This is a genomic window from Streptomyces sp. NPDC002580 (assembly GCF_042889485.1).
In the GTDB taxonomy this organism is placed as follows: domain Bacteria; phylum Actinomycetota; class Actinomycetes; order Streptomycetales; family Streptomycetaceae; genus Streptomyces.
Genome location: NZ_JBIAQZ010000001.1, coordinates 1,186,287 through 1,203,657 on the forward strand (window position 1 = coordinate 1,186,287; position 17,371 = coordinate 1,203,657).

A 17,371-nucleotide genomic window follows, 5' to 3' on the forward strand; every position below is an offset into this window, starting at 1 on the left:
AAGCCGCCGGGCCGGGACCGTGACGTAATCTCGGCGTGCCGAATCCTCGCGACGGGAGCCCCGCATGGCCGGAATCAGCCTCACGAAGATCGAGGAGACCGCGCCCGCGCTGGTCGGCCCGTACAAGAGCGCCGGGGTCTCCCTCACCCAGCACGGGCTGAGCGGACAACAGGCCGCCGTGTACCTGGTCGTCGACTACTCGGGGTCGATGAAGCCGTACTACGACGACGGCAGCGTGCAGGTGCTCGCCGACCGTGTGCTCGGCCTGTCCGCCCACCTCGACGACGACGGAACCGTCCCGGTCGTCTTCTTCTCCACGGACGTCGACGCGGTCACCGACATCGCGCTCGACAACCACCGGGGGAGGATCGGACGGATCGCGGCCGGACTCGGGCACATGGGCAGGACCAGCTACCACCTCGCGATGGACGCCGTCATCGACCACTACCTCGACAGCGGCTCCAAGGCCCCGGCTCTCGTCGTCTTCCAGACCGACGGGGGCCCGATCAACAAGCTCGCCGCCGAACGGTACTTGTGCAAGGCGGCCCGGCTGCCGCTGTTCTGGCAGTTCGTAGGGTTCGGTGACCCGGACAGCAGGCAGTTCGAGTTCCTGCGCAAGCTCGACGAGTTGGCGGTGCCGCAGAAACGGGTCGTCGACAACGCCGGTTTCTTCCACGCCGGTCCGGATCCGCGGAAGGTGGGCGACGGGGAGCTGTACGACCGGCTGGTGGCGGAGTTCCCGCAGTGGCTGGCGGCGGCGCGGGCGCACGGGATCGTCTCGTGAGCGCACACCTCCTGCCCGCCGCGGGCCGGGCCGCCGTGCCCTGGAAGAACGGCGGGGGCGTCACCCGGGAGGTCCTCGTCCGGCCCGAGGGCGCGGACATGTCCGGCTTCGCGTGGCGGGTGAGCCTCGCCGACGTCACCGCCGACGGACCCTTCTCCTCCTTCACCGGGGTGGAGCGGATCCTCACCGTGGTCGAGGGCGCCGGAATGGACCTGACCGTAGGGGACGACCGCCGGCTCGTCGACACCCCCTGCCTGCCCCAGCGCTTTCCCGGCGACCTGCCCACCGGTTGCCGGCTGCTCGGGGGGCCGGTCGTGAACCTCAACGTCATGTGGAACCGGGGCGGTTCGCCGGTGCCGGGCGTCCACGTGCTGTTCCCCGGGGACGGGGTGCCCGTTCCGGGCGGGCCGGCCGTGCTGGTGGTCGCGCTCGGCGACTCCGCTCAGGTCGCGGGGCTGTCCCTCGGCCGCTACGACGCGGCCCTGCTCACGGGGGAGCCGGCCACACTCCGGGGGGCAGGTCCGGTAGCGGTGATCCGCGTCGGCCCATAGGAGGGTCCCGCCCCGGAGGGGGCGAGACAACTCCCCTTCTCCGTCGCACCGTTGGCTTCCCGCGAGGGGCGTGCCACCCTGGGGGCCGAGGAGGCGGTGTATGAGTCTGCGCGAGCGGCGGGCCGAGACGGCCAAGGGGGAGCGGCTGGCCGACTGGGCCGACGGCCGGCTGGGCCTCTACTCGCTGGCCAGGGCCAACATGCGCAAGGTGTTCCCGGACCACTGGTCGTTCATGCTGGGCGAGGTCTGCCTCTACAGCTTCCTCGTCCTGATCCTCACCGGGGTCTACCTCACCCTGTTCTTCGAGCCGAGCGGCGTCGAGGTCGTCTACCACGGTTCCTACGGGCCGCTGAACGGCATCGTCATGACACGGGCCTACGAGTCCACGCTCGACATCAGCTTCGACGTGCGCGGCGGACTGTTGATCCGGCAGATCCACCACTGGGCCGCGCTCGTCTTCCTCGCCGGGATGCTCGTGCACATGATGCGGGTGTTCTTCACCGGCGCGTTCCGCAAGCCGCGCGAGGTCAACTGGCTTTTCGGCTGGACCCTGCTGATGCTCGGCCTGCTCACCGGCCTGACCGGCTACTCGCTCCCCGACGACCTGCTCTCCGGCACCGGCGTCCGCTTCGCGCAGGGCGCCATCCTGTCGGTCCCCGTCGTGGGGACGTACCTCTCCTTCTTCCTCTTCGGCGGGGAGTTCCCGGGGCACGACATCATCCCGAGGTTCTTCCCCATCCACGTCCTGCTGCTGCCGGGCATCATGCTGGGACTGGTGGTCGCCCACCTGATCCTGGTCTTCTACCACAAGCACACGCAGTACCCGGGGCCCGGACGCGACCAGAAATCCGTCGTCGGCATGCCCTTCATGCCCGTCTACATGGCGAAGGCCGGCGGCTTCTTCTTCCTGGTCTTCGGCGTCCTGTCGATCATGGGCGCGATCGCCACCGTCAACCCCGTGTGGGCCTTCGGGCCCTACCGCCCCGACCTGGTGACCACCGGCGCACAGCCCGACTGGTACCTAGGCTTCTCCGAGGGGCTGATCCGGGTGATGCCGGGATGGGAGATCAACGCCTTCGGCCACACGCTCCAGTTGGGTGTCTTCATCCCCTTCTCGCTCTTCCCGCTCATCATGGCCGCGATCGCCGTCTACCCGTTCATCGAGGCCTGGGTCACCGGCGACAAGCGCGAGCACCACATCCTGGACCGGCCGCGCAACGTGCCCACCCGCACCGCCCTCGGCGTCGCCTGGCTGACGCTGTACGCGGTCCTGCTGGTCGGCGGCGGCAACGACCTGTGGGCCACCCACTTCCACCTGTCGATCAACGCGATCACCTGGTTCGTGCGCGTCGCCGTCTTCGCCGGGCCCGCGCTCGCCTACGTCCTCACGAAACGGATCTGCCTGGGGCTGCAACGCGCCGACCGCGACAAGGTGCTGCACGGACGCGAGTCCGGCACGATCAAGATGCTGCCGCACGGCGAGTACGTCGAGGTCCACGAACCGCTCACCCCCGCCCAGCGGTTCACCCTCACCCAGCACGAACAGGCGCCGCCCTACGAGGTGGGCCCACTCGTCGACGCGAACGGCGTGGCCCGCCGGGTCGGACCCGCCGGGAGGCTGCGCGCCCGGCTGGCACGCGCCCTGTACGGGCCCGGCACCCGGATCCCGAAACCGACGGAGGAGGAGTACCGGGCCGTCACCGGCGGGGACGACCACCCGCACTGAGACCGGCCAGCGCCTCGGCCCGGCACTCGGCCGGGGTGCCCCAGGCCGTCCGCAGGGCACGGGCCTTGCCGAACCACAGGGACAGGTCGTACTCGGCCGTGTAGCCGATCGCCCCGTGCAGTTGCAGGGCCGTGCGGGCGGTGGTGTACGCGGCCTCGCCCGCCGTGACCTTCGCGGCGGCCACGTCCGCGGGCGCCATCGACAGGGCGGCCCCGAACAGCAGCGGGCGGGCGAACTCCAGGGCGATCTTCGCGTCCGCGAGCCGGTGCTTGACCGCCTGGAACGAGCCGACCGGAACTCCGAACTGGGTCCGCCGGCGGACGTACTCGACGGTCCGGTCGAGAAGCGCGAGGCCGACCCCGAGCGCCTGCGCGGCCGTCGCGAGCCGGGCCCAGGTCAGGGCCCGCCGGGCGGCCGCGGCCATCTGCGGTCCCCTGGCGAGGAGTTCGCCGCCGGCCTCGGGCGGGGCGAGCCGCCGGGCCCGGTCCACGGACCCGCGCACCGGGCCGTGGCCGGGCGCCAGCCACAGACCGTCACCCTCCACGGCGAGCAGGACCGTCGCCGCGTCCGCGTCGAGCGCGCGGGCCCCGGCCGTCGCGAGGGTCGCGACGGTCCCGCCCGACGCCAGCCCCGGCAGCAGCCGCTTCGCCGGGCCCGGCTCGCCCAGCGCCCCCAACTCGCCCAGCAGGGCGGCCGCGGCCACCGTCTCCACCAGCGGACCCGGAACCGCGTGCCGCCCCAACTCCAGGAACGCGACCGCCAGTTCCACGGGGAGCGGGCCCACCCCCTCGTACCCCTCCGGAACCGCCAGCGCGAAGACGCCCGCCTCCGCGAGCCGCGACCACAGCACCCGGCCCGGCGCGTGGTCGCCGACGGCCCACGCCCGCACCGCCGACGGCGTGTCCGCGGACGTCAGCATCGCGTCCAGCGAGGCGGCGAACGCCCGCTGTTCCGCGTCGAGGAGGAAGCGCATCAGCGGCGGCCCTTCGGGAGGCCGAGCAGCCGCTCGGCGATGATGTCGCGCTGGATCTCGTTGGTGCCCGCGTAGATGGGGCCCGCGAGCGCGAAGAGATACCCCTCGGCCCACTCGCCGTCCGCGGACTCGCCCTCGGGGCCCAGCACATCGAGCGCCGTCTCGTGCAGCGCGATGTCGAGCTCCGACCAGAACACCTTGTTCAGACTCGACTCCGGCCCGGCGCTCCCCCCTTCGAGGTACCGGGAGGCGGCCGCGTACGTGAAGAGCTGATAGGCGCGGGCGCCGATCACCGCGTCGGCCACCCGGTCGCGCAGGGCCGCGTCGGACGGCTCGCCGCGCGTGCGCCACAACGCGGCCAGCCGCTCGGCCGCGGCCAGGAAACGGCCGGGGGAGCGCAGCGTCAGCCCCCGCTCGTGGCCCGCCGTCGACATGGCCACCCGCCACCCCTGCCCCGGCTCGCCGATCACGTCCTCGTCCGGGACGAACACCTCGTCCAGGAAGAGCTCCGCGAACGCCGGCCTGCCGTCCAGACGGCCGATCGGACGGACCGTCACCCCCGGCGCCCGCAGGTCGAACATCAGATACGTCAGGCCCTGGTGCGGTTTCGGCAGGCCCGGCTCACTGCGGAACAGACCGAAGGCACGGTCGGCGAACGCGGCCCGCGACGACCAGGTCTTCTGCCCGCTCAGACGCCAGCCGCCGTCCACACGCACCGCCCGTGACGTCAGCGAGGCCAGGTCCGAACCCGCCTCCGGCTCCGACCACGCCTGCGCCCAGACCACCTCGCCCGTGGCCATCGGCGGCAGCACCCGGGCCCGCTGCTCCGGAGTGCCGTGACCGAAGAGGGTCGGCGCGAGCAGGCTGACGCCGTTCTGCCCGACCCGGCCGGGCGCGCCCGCCGCGTGGTACTCCTCCTCGAAGACCAGCCAGCGCACCAGGTCCGCGTCCCGGCCGCCGTACGCCGCCGGCCACGACACCACCGACCAGCGGTCCGCCGCCAGTTCGGCCTCCCAGGCGCGGTGCGCGGCGAAGCCCTCGGCCGTCTCCAGCGAGGGCAGCGGGGCCGCCGGGACATGCGCGTCCAGCCAGCCGCGGACCTCCTCGCGGAACTCCTCGTCGGCGGGGGAGCGGGTCAGATCCATCGGCGGTACCAACCTTCCCTAACAAGTGTTTGGTAGGTTAACTTGGAGGCATGAGCGACGTCGAGAGTCCGGCGTACACACCCGGACACGGACTCCTGAAGGGCCGCACCGCCGTCATCACCGCCGCCGCGGGCGCCGGCATCGGCGGGGCCACTGCGCGCCGGTTCCTGGAAGAGGGCGCGCGGGTACTGATCAGCGACGCGCACCCGCGCCGGCTCGAGGAGAGCGCCGAGAGCCTGGCCGACGAGTTCGGCGCCGCCGTCGCCGCACACCCCTGCGACGTCACCGAGGAGCAGCAGGTCCAGGCCCTCTTCGGCACCGCCACCGACCTGCACGGCCGCCTGGACGTCGTCGTCAACAACGCGGGCCTCGGCGGCACCGCACCCCTCGCCGACATGACCGACGAGCAGTGGACCAAGGTCCTCGACGTCACCCTGAACGGCACCTTCCGCTGCACCCGGGCGGCGTTGCGACGGTTCAGGGAGCAGGCCGAGGGCGGAGTCGTCGTCAACAACGCCTCCGTCGTCGGCTGGCGGGCCCAGTCCGGGCAGGCCCACTACGCCGCCGCGAAAGCCGGGGTCATGGCACTCACCCGGTGCGCCGCCGTCGAGGCCGCCGCCTACGGCGTGCGGGTCAACGCCGTCTCGCCCAGCCTCGCCATGCACCCGCACCTGGTGAAGGTGACCACCCCCGAACTGCTGGAGGAGCTGACGGCCCGCGAGGCCTTCGGCCGCTACGCCGAACCCTGGGAAGTGGCCAACGTGATCGTCTTCCTGGCGTCCGGCTACTCCTCGTACCTCACCGGCGAGGTCGTGTCCGTGAGCAGTCAGCACGCGTAGGACAGCCCCTAGGACGACAATGACCGCGTGCCTACCAAGAAGAAGCCCCAGGTGACCGCCACCCCGGAGCGCCGCCGTGAACTCCTCGGCACCGCCGCCGAGGTGTTCGCCGAACAGGGCTACAACGCCACCACCGTACGGAACATCGCGGACGAGGCCGGGATGCTCGCGGGCAGTCTCTACTACCACTTCGACTCCAAGGAATCGATGCTGGAGGAGATCCTGCGGACCTTCCTCGACGAGCTCTGGGACGGCTACGACACCGTCCTGGAAGCCGGCCTCGGCCCCAGGGAGACCCTGGAGGCCCTGGTCACCGAGTCCTTCCGGGAGATCGACCGGCACCGCGCGGCCGTCGCGATCTACCAGAAGGAGGCCCGGCACCTCGCCGCACAGCAGCGCTTCGCCTTCCTCGCCGAGTCCCAGCGCAACTTCGAGAAGGCGTGGCTGAGCACACTGGAACGCGGCGTCGAGGCCGAGGTCTTCCGGGCCGACCTCGACATCCGGCTCACCTACCGGTTCGTCCGCGACACCGTGTGGGTCGCCGCCTCCTGGTACCGGCCCGGAGGTCAGCACAGCCCGGAGGAGATCGCCCGGCAGTACCTGTCGATGGTGCTCGACGGCATCGCCCTCCGCGAGTAGCCGTCAGCGAGCAACTCACGTCCGCGAAGGAGTCGTCATGGCCGAGGCCTACATCGTCGAAGCGGTCCGCACGCCCGTCGGGCGGCGCGGGGGAGGGCTGAGCGGGGTCCATCCGGCCGACCTCGGCGCGCGGGTCCTCACGGCGCTGGTCGAACGGTCCGGGGTGGACCCGGCGGCCGTCGAGGACGTCGTCTTCGGCTGCCTCGACACCGTCGGACCGCAGGCCGGCGACATCGCCCGCACCAGCTGGCTGGCGGCCGGACTGCCCGAGGAGGTGCCGGGGGTCACCGTCGACCGGCAGTGCGGCTCCTCCCAGCAGGCCGTGCACTTCGCCGCCCAGGGCGTCCTGTCCGGCACCCAGGACCTGGTCGTCGCCGGCGGCGTGCAGAACATGAGCCAGATCCCCATCGCCTTCGCCTCCCGTCGCGCCGCCGAACCCCTCGGACTCACCCAGGGCCCCTTCGCCGGCAGCGAGGGCTGGCGGGCCCGCTACGGGGACCAGCCCGTCAACCAGTTCCACGGCGCCGAACTGATCGCCGCCAAGTGGGGCATCACCCGCCGCGACCAGGAGGAGTTCGCCCTGCGCTCCCACCGGCGGGCGATCCGGGCCGCCGACGAGGGCCGCTTCGCGCGCGAGACCGTCGCCCACGGCGGGGTCACCGCGGACGAGGGACCACGCCGGGACACCACCGCCGAGAAGATGGCCGCACTGAAACCGGTCGTCGAGGGCGGCACCATCACCGCCGCCTGCTCCTCCCAGGTCTCCGACGGCGCCGCCGCGATGCTCCTCGCCTCCGAACGGGCGGTCCGCGAACACGGACTGACCCCCCGCGCCCGCGTGCACCACCTCTCGGTGCGCGGCGAGGACCCCATCCGGATGCTCTCGGCGCCCATACCGGCCACGGCGTACGCCCTCAAGAAGACCGGCATGTCCATCGGCGCCATCGATCTGGTCGAGATCAACGAGGCCTTTGCCCCGGTCGTCCTCGCCTGGCTCAAGGAGACCGGCGCCGACCCGGAACGGGTCAACGTCAACGGCGGGGCCATCGCCCTCGGTCACCCCCTCGGCGCGACGGGCGTGCGCCTGATGACGACCCTGCTGCACGAACTGGAGCGCACGGGAGGCCGGTTTGGACTCCAGACGATGTGCGAGGGCGGCGGCCAGGCCAATGTGACGATCATCGAACGGCTCTGAGGAACCGACCTCCGGGCCGCGCGGCACCAGCAAGCGGCCGCCCGGCCCGTTACACCGCCCGGGCCGTGATCGTCCGGGCCGTGGGGGTCCGGCCCGTGACGGTCCGGCCCGGAAGCGGGGAAGGCGTCGCCCATTGTGCGAACCCCGTGGTGCGAACCCCGTGGTGCGGACGCCCGGTTGTCGGGACGCCCGTTGTCCGGACTCCTGTTGTCCGGACTCCTGTTGTCCGTGCCCGTCGTTGTGCGGACGCCCCGTCAGGCGGTCCGGGAACGGGCGTCGAGCTCCGTGGGAGGCCGCCGGTCAGGGGCAGGAAGCGCGTCGAGTGTCGCGCGGGCCTGGGCCATCACCCGCTCGACCAGTTCCGCGCAGGACGGCAGATCCTCGATCACCCCCGCGACCTGGCCCGAGGCCATCACCCCGAGGTCCGTCCGGCCGTCCACCATCGCCGACCTGAGCAGCATCGGGGTGTTGGCGGCGAGCAGGACCTGACTCCAGGAGAGGTCCCTGCCGTGTCTCATCGCGAGGCCGTCGCGGATCATCCGGGACCAGGAGAGGCCGCTGATCCGCCGGAACCCGGCCGCGTGGCGCACGGCACGGACGAGGGCCCGCGCGCGGCCCGCCCGCTCCAGGGCGTCGACGAGCTCACCGCGCAGCATGCGGTGCGGCAGCCCGTCGACGGCCGTGGTCACGGTGACGTCCCGCACCGTCGCCGCCAGGTACCTCGCCTTCACCGCGTCGGGGACGGTCGACTCCGAGGTCAGCAGGAAGCGCGTGCCCATCGCTATGCCCGCCGCCCCGTAGGCCAGCGCCGCCACCAGACCCCGCCCGTCGTGGAAGCCGCCCGCCGCCACCACCGGGATGTCCACGGCGTCCACCACCTGGGGCAGCAGCACGCTCGTCGCCACCTCCCCGGTGTGACCGCCCCCCTCGCCGCCCTGGACGATCACCGCGTCGGCGCCCCAGGCGGCCACCTTCTCCGCGTGCCGCCGGGCGCCGACGGACGGCACGACGAGCACCCCCGCCTCCTTCAGGACGGCGATCAGCTCCCGGGAGGGGGCCAGCGCGAACGACGCCACGCGCACCCCCTCGTCGACGATGATCCGTACCCGGTCGCCGGCGTCACCCGCGTCGGCGCGCAGATTCACGCCGAAGGGCCGGTCCGTACGGGACCTGACCTCCCGCACGGCGTCACGGAGCTGATCGAGGGTCATCGTCGCGGAGGCCAGGATGCCCAGGGCGCCCGCGTTCGCCGTCGCCGAGACCAGCCGGGGCCCCGCCACCCAGCCCATCCCGGTCTGCACGACGGGGTGCCGGACACCGACGAGCCGGGTCAGCGCGGTCTCCATCAGCGCCCGCCCCCGCCCGCGCCGCCCCTGGGCGCGCCCGGGTCGGGTCTGCCGGGGCCCCGGCCGGGAGTCTCCCGGCGCCGCGTGCCGCCACTCGCCTCCCCGCCACCCGCACCCCCGCCGCCCCCGTCCCCGCCGGTGACGGCGGCATCCCGGCCCTCCCCGGCGACGCTCCGCGGATCGGGCACCTCCCGGTTCCGCAGCCCCTCCGGGTCGATCACCGTCCGGATCAACTCCAGCTCCTCCACGGTCGGTTCACGGGTGAACGGCACCTCGTCCGGGATTGTCAGCCCGAACCCCGTCGCCTCCCCGACCTGCTCGACCGTGACGCCCGGGTGCACGGACGCCAGCCGCATCGAGTGGTCGGGCGTCGCGAAGTCGAGGACGGCGAGGTCGGTCACCACCCGGGGCAGACGGTGGAAGCGGGTGGCGCTCGGGCCGGCCTCGGCGGCCCGGTCGTACCCCACCCCGCACACCATGTCGACCCGCTCCACGAAGACGCGCGGGGAATGCCTCGGGATCCAGTAACTGGTCGGGTTGTTCAGGGTGTTGACCGGGGCTCCGCGCACACCCAGCAACTGGCGGCGGGGCCGTGACCAGTCGCCGACGCAGGAGATGTTCTGGTTGCCGAAGCGGTCGATCTGGCTCGCGCCCATCATCACGTGCCGCCGCCCGCCCGTCACCGCCGTCAGATGTCTGCGGTACGGCAGCCAGCCCTCGGTCGTGCCGTCGAGCCGCACGAGCAGCGCCTCGCCGTCGGTCAGCAGCAGGTCCGGCGAGAACGTGCGCCGGGCCAGCCGGGCACCGATGGACGGGATCAGGCCCATCGGGCTGGCGAGCACCTCGCCGTCGCCCCGCCAGGCCTCGGCGCAGGCGATCACGCAGTACTCGGCTCGGGTGGCGTTCACCGGACCCGCTCCTTCCGCCAGGCCTCGACGGCGCTCTGATAGGTGTGTTCGTCGCCGGAGAGGAACCGCTCGGCGAACTCGGCGTACGGAGTCGTCGCATAGAGCTTCTGGAAGGCCTCGTCCCGCCCGTAGTCCGGGGCGCACGAGGTGAAGTGCGCGCCGTTCGGCGTCTCCACCACCCCCGTGACCGCCGACCGCGCCAGGAGCAGGGTCTGCGGCGCGGCCTCCTTGGTCAGCTCCGCCGTGTCGACGATCCGCTCGCAGGAGACGTACGCCGTGTCCGCGGCCTCGCAGAACAGGTCGTCGAAGTACGGGTCGGGGCCCAGGTACTGCCCGTTGCCCGCGCGGTCGGCCCGGTTCATGTGGACCAGCGCCGCGTCCAGACGCAGGGCGGGCATGGCGACCAGTTCCTCCCGCACCCCCGACACCGCGTCCGGGTAGGGCGAGGTGACCGTCCGCAGGCCCGGGTTGACCCGCATCACGTCCGAGCCGATGCCCGCGCGCACCGGCAGGAACGGCAGCCGGTTCGCCGCGGCGTGCAACCCCCACATGAACATCGCCTCGTCCACTTCCATCAGCTCGAACGCGCCGCGCTCCCGGGCCGCCCGGTAGTGCGGTTCGAGCGGGATCGAGTCGAGGGTCGCGAAAGCGGTGACGAGCTTGCGGACGCGTCCGGCGGCGGCCAGCAGACCGACGTCCGGACCGCCGTACGCCACGACGGTGAGATCGGTGATCTCGGTGCGGAGCAGCGCTCTCACCAGGGCCATCGGCTTGCGGCGCGAACCCCAGCCGCCGATGCCGAGGGTCATCCCGCTCTCCAGCCGGCCGACGACGTCCCGCGCCGACATGGTCTTGTCGCTCACCGGGAGGCCTCCTCACCGAAGGTGTCGCGGACACGGTCGGCCACCCCGGCGAGATTGGCCTCGAAGGTGAAGCCCTGCTCGAAGCGGTAGCTGCGGCGCACGTCGACGGGGTCGATGCCGTTGACGGCGGCCTTGGCGAGCCGGATCAGCCGCCCGTCCTTGGCCGCTATCTCGCGCGCCAGCTCCAGCGCCGCCGACCTCAGCTCCTCGCGCGGCACGACCTTCCACACCGAACCGTGCGTGCGCAGCTCGGCCGCGGTCGCCGTGCGCGAGGTGTAGAACAGGGCGCGCATCAGATGCTGCGGGACGAGACGGGCCAGATGCGTGGCCGCGCCGAGCGCGCCGCGATCCAGTTCGGGCAGGCCGAAGGTGGCGTCCTCGCTCGCCACGATCGCGTCCGCGTTCCCCACGAGCCCGATGCCGCCGCCCAGGCAGAAGCCGTGCACCGCAGCGACGACGGGCACCTCGCACTCGTACACCGCGGCGAAGGCCTCGGCGCAGCCGTGGTTGGCGCCGATCAGCACGCCGTGTCCGCTCGGATCGCGCTGCATCTCCTTGATGTCGACACCCGCGTTGAAGCCACGCCCCTCGGCTCTCAGGACGACACAGCGGACGCCCGGGTCCCGGCCCGCCGCCCGCACGGCGTCGGCGAGGTCGAACCAGCCGCGCACCGGCAGCGCGTTCACCGGCGGGTAGTCGACAGTGACGACGGAAATCCCCTTTTCCGGGGACGAGGTGGAGACACCCATCAGCGCATCAGCTACCTTTCCACCAAACGTTTGTTAGGTGTCATGCGAAGCTAGCAGCGATCGCGGCCGCGCGGGAGGCCCTGTGGACAACGTGGACACCATGGACCGCGACGGCGCCGCCACGGACCTCGACGGCCGGACCGTCGTCGTCACCGGCGGCACCCGCGGCGTCGGCGCGGGGATCACCCGGGCCTTCCTGCGGGCGGGCGCGCACGTCGTGGTCTGCGCCCGCCGGCCCCCCGAGATCCCGCTGGGGAAAGCCGACTTCGTCCCCGTCGATCTGCGCGACCCGGTGGCCGTGAGGGCCTTCTTCGACGCCCTGCCCCGGCTCGACGTCCTGGTCAACAACGCGGGCGGCGCCCCCTACCGACCCCTCGCCGAGGCGGACGCCGAACGGCACGCCCGGGTCATCGAGCTCAACCTCACCGCCCCGCTCGCCGCGTCGCTCGCCGCGTACGAACACCTCAGACGGGCAGGCGGCTCGATCGTGATGATCGGCAGCGTCAGCGGGTCGCGCCCCTCGCCCGGCTCGGCCGCCTATGGCGCGGCCAAGGCCGGACTGGAGAGCCTGGCCCGGTCGATGGCCGTCGAGTGGGCACCGGAGATCCGCGTCAACACCCTGGTCGTCGGCATGGTCCGCACCGAACTGGCGCACCTGCACTACGGCGGAGAGGACGGCGTCGCCGCCGTCGCCCGCACCGTCCCCCTGGGCCGCCTTGCCCGGCCCGAGGACGTCGGCGGGGCCGCCGTCTTCCTCGCCTCGGACGCCGCCGCGTACATCAGCGGCGCCTCGATCCTCGTCCACGGAGGCGGCGAACGGCCCGCCTTCCTCGACGCCGCCACCGCCAACAAGGACCAGCAGGGAGAAGCCGTATGAACGCACGATCGCTGTGTGAGGGACGGGTCGTGATCGTCACGGGCGCGGGCCGCGGACTCGGCAGGGCGCACGCGCTGGCGTACGCCGCCGAGGGCGCCCGGCTCGTGGTGAACGACCTCGGCGTCGGCCTCGACGGCGCCCCGGCGGCGGACAGTCCGGTCCGGCAGGTCGTCGAGGAGATCCGCGCGGCGGGCGGCGAAGCGGTGGCCCACACCGGCGACATCGCGACGACCGAGGGCGCCGCGTCCGTCGTCCGCACCGCCCTGGACACGTACGGGCGTCTCGACACGCTGGTCAACAACGCCGGCTTCCTGCGCGACCGGATGCTGGTCAACCTCGACGAGGACGACTGGGACGCCGTGCTGCGGGTCCATCTGAAGGGACACTTCCTGCCGCTCAGGCACGCGGCGGCGCACTGGCGGTCGGAGGCGCGGGCGGGCCGCGTCCCCGACGCCAGGGTCGTCAACACCAGCAGCGGCGCGGGCCTGCTGGGATCGGTCGGGCAGGGCAACTACAGCGCGGCCAAGGCCGGCGTCCTCGGGCTGACCCTGGTCGCCTCGGCCGAGCTGGGGCGCTACGGGGTCCAGGTCAACGCCATCGCGCCGGCGGCCCGCACCCGGATGACCGAGCGGACCTTCGCCGACACGATGACCGCCCCCGGCAGCGGGTTCGACGCCATGGCCCCCGGCAACGTCTCGCCGCTGGTCGTCTGGCTCGGATCGGCCGCCAGCGCCGGGGTCACCGGCCGCGTCTTCGAGACCGAGGGCGGCCGGATCACGGTGATGGAGGGCTGGCGGCCGGGCCCGAGCGCCGACAAGGGCGCCCGGTGGAGCCCCACCGAGGCCGGCGAGACGGTCCGCAAGCTCCTCACGGAGGCGGAGCCCCCGGGGGCGGTGTACGGCGCGCGGTAGGAGGCTGTCGGGGTCGGGGTCGGGGTCGGGGTTGCGGGCTGGGGCCCGGGCCCGACGTCCGTGTCCGGGCCGACGTCCGCGCCTGGGCCGACGTCTGCGTCCCCTCGTGTCAGGACCCCGGGCCGCCCATCGACGCGACCAGCAGGTCGATGATCTCCGCGTGGCCGCTCTCGAGGTCGTTGCCGGCGAAGGGCCGGCCCTCGGTGTCCAGGAGTTGGACCTCGACGGTGACGCCCTCGGGGGACCGGTGGCGATGGGTGACCGAGGGATGGCCGGGGCCGTGGGTGCGGGCCAGACCGTCCCTGAGTTCGGCCTCGATGTCGACCCCGAGCATCCGGCGGGCCTCCGCCAGCGCCTCGGCCCGCGCGAGCGCCCCGTGCGCGAGCAGGGCCCGCACACAGCCGGCGGAGCCCCGGTGGGCGGCTGCCACCAGCGGCGGCTCGCCCCTCGGACCGGGCCGGTCCGGATCCGCGCCCGCCCCCAGGAGCGCCTCCGCCACGGCGGTGTGACCCCGCAGCAGGGCCCAGGTCAGGGCGGTTAAACCGAACTCCTCCACGGTGTTCGGGTCGGCCCCGGCGAAGAGCAGCGCGCGGACGACCTCCGTGTGGCCGCCGCAGGCCGCCCCGCACAGCGGCGCGTCCGTGTCCAGGCTGAGACGGTCGGGTTCGGCGCCGCCCGCCAGCAGCAGCCGTACGATGCCGGGCCGGTCGCTCACCGCCGCCAGGTACAGGGCGCTCTGGCCGTCCTCGTCGACCGCCTCGACGCTCACGCCGGCGCGCAGCAGCCGTACGACCGCGTCGTCGTCCCCCTCGTACAGGGCGGAGAAGAGTCGGGCGCTGGGGTCGTCGGTACTCATCCTTCGACCCTCGCTCATCAAGAACCCGCGAAGCAAAGGCGTTCGGGGTGTTCTGCCTCACGCGCCGTCTCGGGGCCGGCTCACATGCCGGGCAGGGTGCGGCACGTCTGCCAGGCCCCTAGGTGTCGCACTCCAGCACTGTCCGGCACAGTGCGCACCGCGCCCGTACCCGGCCGCTCACCGGCACCCTGATGCGCTGGTGGCAGGTCGGGCACGGGAAGGAGACGCGCAGCGGCCCGCGGTCGTCGGACGCGAAGGTGTAGGGGACGCCGGCGTGGTCGGGGGCGCGGTGGTCCTGGGCGTGTCGGCGGTCCCTGGCGTAGCGGCGGCGGCCCGCCCAGCCGGCCGCGGTCAGCGGGGGCTGCTGCTCGTCGAGGCGGGCCCGCGTCATGCCCTTGGCGTACGCGGTGTACGCCTGCGGGCTGGTGAACCACACCGAGGGGTCCTCGCCGAAGACCAGGGCCCGCTTGGCGAGGACGTAGCCGAACTCCTCGGGGGTCAGATAGCCGAGCTTCTGCGAGGACGCGGCGTCCTCGCGGAAGGCGTCGAGGAGCAGCCAGCCCGCGCCGAGGTAGGCGGCGGCCGTGTCGGTGAGGATCTCGTTGTCGCGGGTGCCGGGGAAGGAGAGGTCGAGGCGGTGCAGGTAGACGTGCATCACCTCGTGGGCGAGGGCCGCGCCGATGTCCCTGCGGTGCGTGCGGAAACGGTCGTTGAGCTCGATGAAGTACTCGGGCCCCGCGGCGAGTTCGACGTGCGCCGCGTGCGTCATCTCGCGGAAGCCGACGATCATCCGGGCGTCCGGCAGTCGGTAGTGCCGAACCATCTCGCGGGCCACGCGCTGGGCACCCAGGTGCAGGTCGTCGACGTCGGCGAAGGCCACGTCGGCCGGGGCCACGCTGGCCGAGAAGGTGTGGATGGTGTCGTACGAGAGCCGCTTGTAGAGCGCGGTGATCGACGCCCGCACCGTGTCCAGGTGCGGGTAGCCGTGCTCGACGGGTCCGCCGTTCGCCACGTCCGCACCCCCAGAAGACGCCGGAACTCCCTTCCACTGTAAGCGGGGTTCCTCCCGGTGGCGGGGGTCGCGGGGCCGGACGGGACGCCGGCTGGCCGGAATGTGGCTCTTGCCCGCACCGGCGGCCGGTCCTCATAATCCCCACCAGCTTGGCAGGTGCATGCCAGCAAGCGTTTCTGTGCGTCTGCCGTGCGGACGACCCCCCACGAAAGGAAGCGCGTTGAAGTCTCTCAAGAAGTACGGCGTCATCAGAAGACTGCTCGCCGTCGGCGCGGTCGCCATCGCCGCCGTCTCCCTCCAGCCGCTGTCCGCGCACGCGGCACCCGCTCCCGTGGTCGGCGGCACCCGCGCCGCGCAGGGCGAGTTCCCGTTCATGGTCCGCCTCTCCATGGGCTGCGGTGGAGCCCTTTACACCAAGAGCATCGTCCTGACCGCCGCGCACTGTGTGAACGGCTCGGGCACCAACACCTCCATCACCGCCACCACCGGCGTCGTGGACCTCCAGAGCGGCAGCGCCGTCAAGGTCAAGTCCACGAAGGTCCTCCAAGCCCCCGGCTACAACGGCAAGGGCAAGGACTGGGCCCTCATCAAACTCGCCAAGCCCGTCGAGCAGCCCACCCTGAAGATCGCCACCAACACCACCTACAACAACGGGAACTTCACCGTCGCCGGCTGGGGCGCCACCCGCGAGGGCGGCGGACAGCAGCGCTATCTGCTCAAGGCCACCGTCCCGTTCGTCGACGACGCCACCTGCAAGCAGGCGTACGGCAGCGACCTCGTCCCCGGTGACGAGATCTGCGCCGGATTCGTCGCCCAGGGCGGCGTCGACACCTGCCAGGGCGACTCCGGCGGACCCATGTTCCGCAAGGACGACACGGGCGCCTACCTCCAGGTCGGGATCGTCAGCTGGGGCGAGGGCTGCGCCGAGCCCGGATACCCCGGCGTGTACAGCGAGGTCTCGACCTTCGCCGCCGACATAGCCAGGGCCGCCGCCGGGCTGTGACACCGCGGGCCGGGCCCCGCACGACGACCGGCGCCCTGCGCGCCGACGCCATCCGGTCCTGTCCGGTCCATCCTTTCCCGTCAGGTCCGGTCCGGTTCGTTTCGGTCCCGTCCGCGCGGGCGCCGCTTGCGCCGGGCGCCGCCCGTGTCCGGCACCATCCGTGCCGGGGGCGCCGGTCGGACCCGCCGGGGCCGCAGCCGCCGAGGGCGGCAGCGGCCCCGGCCGTGCCACCCGTACGAGTGGAGCCCGCGACCCCGGTCGCGGGCTCCCCAGGGCGGCGCCGGGCCGATGCGGGCGGTGCCGTGCCCCGCGGGCGCTGCCCGGGCGGCTCCGCCGGTGCACCCATGATCCGGCCCCGGCGGGCCACGTAGGGTTGGCTGTCATGACCATCAGCAAGCCTCAGGAAGCCGATCCCGCCGTCAGCGCGGAACTCGCCCGGCTGCGCGACAGCATCGACAACATCGACGCCGCGGTCGTCCACATGCTCGCCGAACGCTTCAAGTGCACCCAGCAGGTCGGCCACCTCAAGGCGGCCCACCAGTTGCCGCCCGCCGACCCCTCCCGCGAGGCCCATCAGATCGCCCGGCTGCGCGGCCTCGCCGAGAGCGCCAAGCTGGATCCGGCCTTCGCCGAGAAGCTGCTGAACTTCATCATCGCCGAGGTCATCCGGCACCACGAGCGCATCGCCGACGACGCGGGCGGCTACGCGGCGGACGCCGCTCACGCGGGGGAGTGACACCGGCGGGCCGTGCGACGCACGCTCACGCGTCGCCCGCCCGTGCCGTGGCCCCGTACCCGCGTCCGCTCATGCGATGCCCGCCCCCTTGGCGCCGCCCGAGCCGCGCCCACCGCGGACCGGCGGCTCGGCCGGAGCGGGCCGGGTGCTTCCCGTCCCACGGAACCGATGGCACGGGTGGGGGCGGTGCCGGTGGCACGGACGGAACCGGCGGCGCCCACGGCGCCCGCGCCCGCCGCGGAACGGCACCCGGACCCG

The 17,371-nt window shown here is 73.0% G+C and carries 17 protein-coding genes and 1 pseudogene; 10 read left to right on the top strand and 8 right to left on the bottom strand.

Annotation, left to right across the window (positions count from 1 at the left end):
- Window positions 1–64: 64 nt before the first annotated feature.
- The 3 genes from ACFYW7_RS05090 to ACFYW7_RS05100 all read left to right on the top strand — a co-directional run bounded on the left by ACFYW7_RS05090 (window position 65) and on the right by ACFYW7_RS05100 (window position 3,061).
- Window positions 65–784, top strand: coding sequence for a vWA domain-containing protein (locus ACFYW7_RS05090; protein WP_389497934.1), 720 nt, complete (start codon window positions 65–67; stop codon window positions 782–784).
- Window positions 781–1,335 carry a HutD family protein gene (locus tag ACFYW7_RS05095; protein ID WP_389497936.1) on the top strand — a complete coding sequence of 185 codons (555 nt, stop codon included), beginning with the start codon at window positions 781–783 and terminating at the stop codon, window positions 1,333–1,335. The genes ACFYW7_RS05090 and ACFYW7_RS05095 overlap by 4 nt, the downstream gene beginning before the upstream one ends.
- A 100-nt stretch (window positions 1,336–1,435) precedes the next feature.
- Window positions 1,436–3,061 (top strand): cytochrome bc complex cytochrome b subunit, encoded by a 1,626-nt coding sequence (locus ACFYW7_RS05100; protein WP_389497939.1) that lies wholly within the window; start codon window positions 1,436–1,438, stop codon window positions 3,059–3,061.
- On the opposite strand, the gene ACFYW7_RS05105 is transcribed toward ACFYW7_RS05100, so the two are convergent.
- Both ACFYW7_RS05105 and ACFYW7_RS05110 read right to left on the bottom strand, forming a co-directional pair.
- Complete coding sequence (locus ACFYW7_RS05105) at window positions 3,033–4,034, bottom strand: acyl-CoA dehydrogenase family protein (protein ID WP_389497941.1); 1,002 nt, start codon at window positions 4,032–4,034, stop codon at window positions 3,033–3,035. The two genes, ACFYW7_RS05100 and ACFYW7_RS05105, sit on opposite strands and share 29 nt — an antisense overlap.
- Window positions 4,034–5,179, bottom strand: a complete 1,146-nt coding sequence (locus tag ACFYW7_RS05110) for an acyl-CoA dehydrogenase family protein (RefSeq protein ID WP_389497943.1) — start codon at window positions 5,177–5,179, stop codon at window positions 4,034–4,036. The genes ACFYW7_RS05105 and ACFYW7_RS05110 overlap by 1 nt, the downstream gene beginning before the upstream one ends.
- Window positions 5,180–5,229: 50 nt before the next feature.
- Here ACFYW7_RS05110 and ACFYW7_RS05115 point away from each other — a divergent pair, with 50 nt between their 5' ends.
- From ACFYW7_RS05115 to ACFYW7_RS05125, 3 genes are read left to right on the top strand one after another with little or no spacing between them, the layout of a single operon-like run.
- Entirely contained in the window at window positions 5,230–6,018 is a 789-nt protein-coding gene (locus tag ACFYW7_RS05115) for an SDR family oxidoreductase (protein WP_389497945.1), read from the top strand.
- A 27-nt stretch (window positions 6,019–6,045) separates the two neighbouring features.
- Window positions 6,046–6,657: a TetR/AcrR family transcriptional regulator gene (locus ACFYW7_RS05120; RefSeq protein WP_389497947.1), complete on the top strand. Its 612-nt coding sequence runs from the start codon at window positions 6,046–6,048 to the stop codon at window positions 6,655–6,657.
- Between the two features lie 37 nt (window positions 6,658–6,694).
- A complete protein-coding gene (locus ACFYW7_RS05125) occupies window positions 6,695–7,852 on the top strand; it encodes an acetyl-CoA C-acetyltransferase (RefSeq protein WP_389497949.1) in 1,158 nt (385 codons plus the stop codon).
- Between the two features lie 254 nt (window positions 7,853–8,106).
- Here ACFYW7_RS05125 and ACFYW7_RS05130 read toward each other — a convergent pair whose 3' ends face one another.
- From ACFYW7_RS05130 to ACFYW7_RS05145, 4 genes and pseudogenes are all read right to left on the bottom strand, one after another.
- Complete coding sequence (locus ACFYW7_RS05130; RefSeq protein ID WP_389497951.1) at window positions 8,107–9,198, bottom strand: NAD(P)H-dependent flavin oxidoreductase; 1,092 nt, start codon at window positions 9,196–9,198, stop codon at window positions 8,107–8,109.
- A gap of 185 nt (window positions 9,199–9,383) precedes the next feature.
- Window positions 9,384–10,127: pseudogene (locus ACFYW7_RS05135) on the bottom strand (CoA-transferase subunit beta); the annotation flags it as partial.
- Entirely contained in the window at window positions 10,103–10,969 is an 867-nt protein-coding gene (locus tag ACFYW7_RS05140; protein ID WP_389497953.1) for a CoA transferase subunit A, read from the bottom strand. The pseudogene ACFYW7_RS05135 and the gene ACFYW7_RS05140, both read right to left, overlap by 25 nt.
- Window positions 10,966–11,718, bottom strand: a complete 753-nt coding sequence (locus ACFYW7_RS05145; protein ID WP_389497955.1) for an enoyl-CoA hydratase family protein — start codon at window positions 11,716–11,718, stop codon at window positions 10,966–10,968. The genes ACFYW7_RS05140 and ACFYW7_RS05145 overlap by 4 nt, the downstream gene beginning before the upstream one ends.
- Window positions 11,719–11,818: 100 nt before the next feature.
- Between ACFYW7_RS05145 and ACFYW7_RS05150 the strand changes: the two genes are divergently transcribed.
- Window positions 11,819–12,595, top strand: coding sequence for an SDR family oxidoreductase (locus tag ACFYW7_RS05150; protein WP_389498592.1), 777 nt, complete (start codon window positions 11,819–11,821; stop codon window positions 12,593–12,595).
- Window positions 12,592–13,506, top strand: coding sequence for an SDR family oxidoreductase (locus tag ACFYW7_RS05155; protein WP_389497957.1), 915 nt, complete (start codon window positions 12,592–12,594; stop codon window positions 13,504–13,506). Before ACFYW7_RS05150 ends, ACFYW7_RS05155 begins: the two co-directional genes overlap by 4 nt.
- Before the next feature lie 109 nt (window positions 13,507–13,615).
- Here ACFYW7_RS05155 and ACFYW7_RS05160 read toward each other — a convergent pair whose 3' ends face one another.
- Both ACFYW7_RS05160 and ACFYW7_RS05165 read right to left on the bottom strand, forming a co-directional pair.
- Entirely contained in the window at window positions 13,616–14,362 is a 747-nt protein-coding gene (locus tag ACFYW7_RS05160) for an ankyrin repeat domain-containing protein (protein WP_389497959.1), read from the bottom strand.
- A 118-nt stretch (window positions 14,363–14,480) separates the two neighbouring features.
- A complete protein-coding gene (locus tag ACFYW7_RS05165; protein WP_389497961.1) occupies window positions 14,481–15,374 on the bottom strand; it encodes a hypothetical protein in 894 nt (297 codons plus the stop codon).
- Between the two features lie 220 nt (window positions 15,375–15,594).
- On the opposite strand from ACFYW7_RS05165, the gene ACFYW7_RS05170 reads away from it, so the two are divergent.
- Both ACFYW7_RS05170 and ACFYW7_RS05175 read left to right on the top strand, forming a co-directional pair.
- The gene (locus tag ACFYW7_RS05170) at window positions 15,595–16,377 is read left to right on the top strand and encodes a S1 family peptidase (protein WP_389497963.1); all 783 of its coding nucleotides are present in this window, start codon (window positions 15,595–15,597) and stop codon (window positions 16,375–16,377) included.
- A gap of 382 nt (window positions 16,378–16,759) precedes the next feature.
- Window positions 16,760–17,113 (top strand): chorismate mutase, encoded by a 354-nt coding sequence (locus tag ACFYW7_RS05175; protein ID WP_389497965.1) that lies wholly within the window; start codon window positions 16,760–16,762, stop codon window positions 17,111–17,113.
- Window positions 17,114–17,371: the final 258 nt, after the last annotated feature.

Bases quoted from the DNA above. Each gene is read 5' to 3' on its own strand.
- ACFYW7_RS05090 (WP_389497934.1), top strand. From the start codon at position 65: ATGGCCGGAATCAGCCTCACGAAGATCGAGGAGACCGCGCCCGCGCTG.
- ACFYW7_RS05100 (WP_389497939.1), top strand. From the start codon at position 1,436: ATGAGTCTGCGCGAGCGGCGGGCCGAGACGGCCAAGGGGGAGCGGCTG.
- ACFYW7_RS05105 (WP_389497941.1), bottom strand. From the start codon at position 4,034: ATGCGCTTCCTCCTCGACGCGGAACAGCGGGCGTTCGCCGCCTCGCTG.
- ACFYW7_RS05110 (WP_389497943.1), bottom strand. From the start codon at position 5,179: ATGGATCTGACCCGCTCCCCCGCCGACGAGGAGTTCCGCGAGGAGGTC.
- ACFYW7_RS05115 (WP_389497945.1), top strand. From the start codon at position 5,230: ATGAGCGACGTCGAGAGTCCGGCGTACACACCCGGACACGGACTCCTG.
- ACFYW7_RS05125 (WP_389497949.1), top strand. From the start codon at position 6,695: ATGGCCGAGGCCTACATCGTCGAAGCGGTCCGCACGCCCGTCGGGCGG.
- ACFYW7_RS05130 (WP_389497951.1), bottom strand. From the start codon at position 9,198: ATGGAGACCGCGCTGACCCGGCTCGTCGGTGTCCGGCACCCCGTCGTG.
- ACFYW7_RS05145 (WP_389497955.1), bottom strand. From the start codon at position 11,718: ATGGGTGTCTCCACCTCGTCCCCGGAAAAGGGGATTTCCGTCGTCACT.
- ACFYW7_RS05150 (WP_389498592.1), top strand. From the start codon at position 11,819: ATGGACCGCGACGGCGCCGCCACGGACCTCGACGGCCGGACCGTCGTC.
- ACFYW7_RS05155 (WP_389497957.1), top strand. From the start codon at position 12,592: ATGAACGCACGATCGCTGTGTGAGGGACGGGTCGTGATCGTCACGGGC.
- ACFYW7_RS05160 (WP_389497959.1), bottom strand. From the start codon at position 14,362: ATGAGTACCGACGACCCCAGCGCCCGACTCTTCTCCGCCCTGTACGAG.
- ACFYW7_RS05175 (WP_389497965.1), top strand. From the start codon at position 16,760: ATGACCATCAGCAAGCCTCAGGAAGCCGATCCCGCCGTCAGCGCGGAA.